We start from the raw sequence: 2,272 nt of genomic DNA on the forward strand, positions 1-2,272 counted from the left end.
ACACGTTTGAGCTGGAAGATGAGCCGCAGAACGGCACCGTGGTCAATAATGGCGACGGCACCTTCACCTATACGCCGAACGAAGGCTTTGCTGGCAGCGACTCCTATACCTACACCTACACAGATTCCGATGGGAACCAGTCGGAGCCCGCGACGGTTGAGGTAACGGTAGCACCGGAGGGCAACGCATCCCCGACAGCGAATGATGATACCGCTGCGACCGTTGAGGGTCAGTCGGTTACCACCGATGTCAGCGACAATGACTTTGATCCGGAAGACGGTCCTGCAGGTCCGGATGACACGTTTGAGCTGGAAGATGAGCCGCAGAACGGCACCGTGGTCAATAATGGCGACGGCACCTTCACCTATACGCCGAACGAAGGCTTTGCTGGCAGCGACTCCTATACCTACACCTACACAGATTCTGATGGGAACCAGTCGGAGCCCGCGACGGTTGAGGTAACGGTGGAGGAGATTGAACCTGGTCTCCTTGATTTCTTGGTTGCAGATGGTGGCCTATTGGGCGCACTTACCGGAAATCACGGTATTTTGGGCCCGCTAACCGGATCTGATGGTTTGTTGGGTGACCTGATTGGGAACGAGGGTCTGCTAAAAGGCGTGACCGGCGTTAGTGGACTTGTCGGTGCAGTCTTTGGTGTCGGTCTCCTCGGGGATGGCGATCCGAATGCAGGTGCCGGCCTCCTCGGTGGTCTACTCGGTGATGGATCTCCCTTAGGTGGTGACCTCCTTGGTGGACTTCTGGACGGAGACCTGCTCGGGACCGACGGCGGTCTGCTTGATCCGGTCCTCGCGGATGGCGGCCTGCTCGGCGATATTACCGGGAACAATGGCGTCCTTGGTGCAGTGACCGGGTCCGAAGGGCTGCTTGGTGCCGTCGCCGGTGAGGATGGTCTTGTCGCAAGCCTGACCGGGCTCGTACTTCTTGGAGATGGCGACCCGAACGCGGGTGGTGGTCTGTTGGGAGGTCTCCTTGGTGACAGCTCGCCGCTCGATGGTCTCCTCGGGGATGGCTCGCCGCTCGGCGGGGATATTCTCGGCGGTCTCCTCGGCGACACATCGCCGCTTGATGGCCTGCTTGGCGACGGATCGCCGCTTGAGAGTATCCTTGGCGGTGTCGGCGCGGGTCTTCTCGATCCCGTCCTCGCGGATGGTGGCCTCCTCGGTGACGTGACCGGCAACTCCGGCCTGCTTGGCGACGTGACTGGCAATGACGGTCTGCTTGGCGAGGTGATCGGTGACGAAGGCATCGTCGCCGACCTGACCGGCTTGGCTCTGCTGACCGATGGTGATCCGAACGCGGGTGGCGGCCTCCTCGGTGGTCTGCTCGGCGACGGCTCTCCGCTGGGTGGTGACCTCCTTGACGGGCTTCTGGGCGATACGTCGCCGCTTGACGGTCTGCTCGGGGAGGGTTCGCCACTTGGTGGTGATCTGCTCGGTGACACCTCGCCGCTTGACGGCCTCTTGGGCGACGGCTCGCCGCTCGAGGGTATCCTCGGCTCGGGAGAAGGTCTCCTTGATCCTGTCCTCGCGGATGGTGGCCTGCTTGGCGACGTAACTGGTAACTCTGGGCTCCTGGGCGACGTGACCGGTAATGATGGTCTGCTTGGCGAGGTTGTTGGTGACGAAGGTCTCGTGGCCGACACGACCGGTCTGGTCCTGCTGACCGATGGCGACCCGAACGCGGGCGGCGGCCTTCTCGGCGGTCTGCTCGGCGACGGCTCCCCGCTCGGCGGTGACCTGCTCGGTGGCGACCCGTTGACCGGTCTCCTCGACGATATCTCGTCGGTGTAAGAAGGAAGGCCCGTGGCGAAACTCGATTGAACAGCAATCGAGTTTCGCCGACGTGTAAAGAAAACCAGCGCCGCAAAGCCACGGCGCTGGTTCATATGCAAAAGGATCTGGTTTCCAGATCTCTAGGAATAAGGGAGGGCTGCGTGCTTTTCCTTTAGACGGGGCGGTTCTCTTGGATTGCCCTGTCGGCTTGGGGCGGGCTGATTGAGTCATTTTCCACTCGCTCAGGCAGTCCGCCTCAGTTTCTATTTCACTTGTCATCTAGTTTTGACCGGGCTTGATATGCAACTCGTGGTGTGATTGGGGTTCCTTTTTCCTCGGACGACTTGCCATGTTGATCCGCCCCACTTGAGTGGTCCAATTTGATTGTTAGTGCATGATCGGCCTTTGGTCCATCTGGATGATGGTTTCGGGGGCCGGTGGGCGATAGCCCAGAGCACTGTGGGGTCGTTTCGTATTGA

The 2,272-nt window shown here is 60.5% G+C and carries 1 protein-coding gene; it reads left to right on the top strand.

All coding sequences use genetic code 11. The features are described from left to right. Positions 1–1,811 (top strand): tandem-95 repeat protein (locus MK745_RS19620; protein ID WP_243614858.1); only part of this gene is annotated, 1,811 nt, incomplete at its 5' end. Positions 1,812–2,272 lie beyond the last annotated feature (461 nt).

Source organism: Shimia aestuarii (genome assembly GCF_022814865.1).
GTDB classification, from domain to species: Bacteria; Pseudomonadota; Alphaproteobacteria; order Rhodobacterales; family Rhodobacteraceae; genus Shimia; species Shimia aestuarii_A.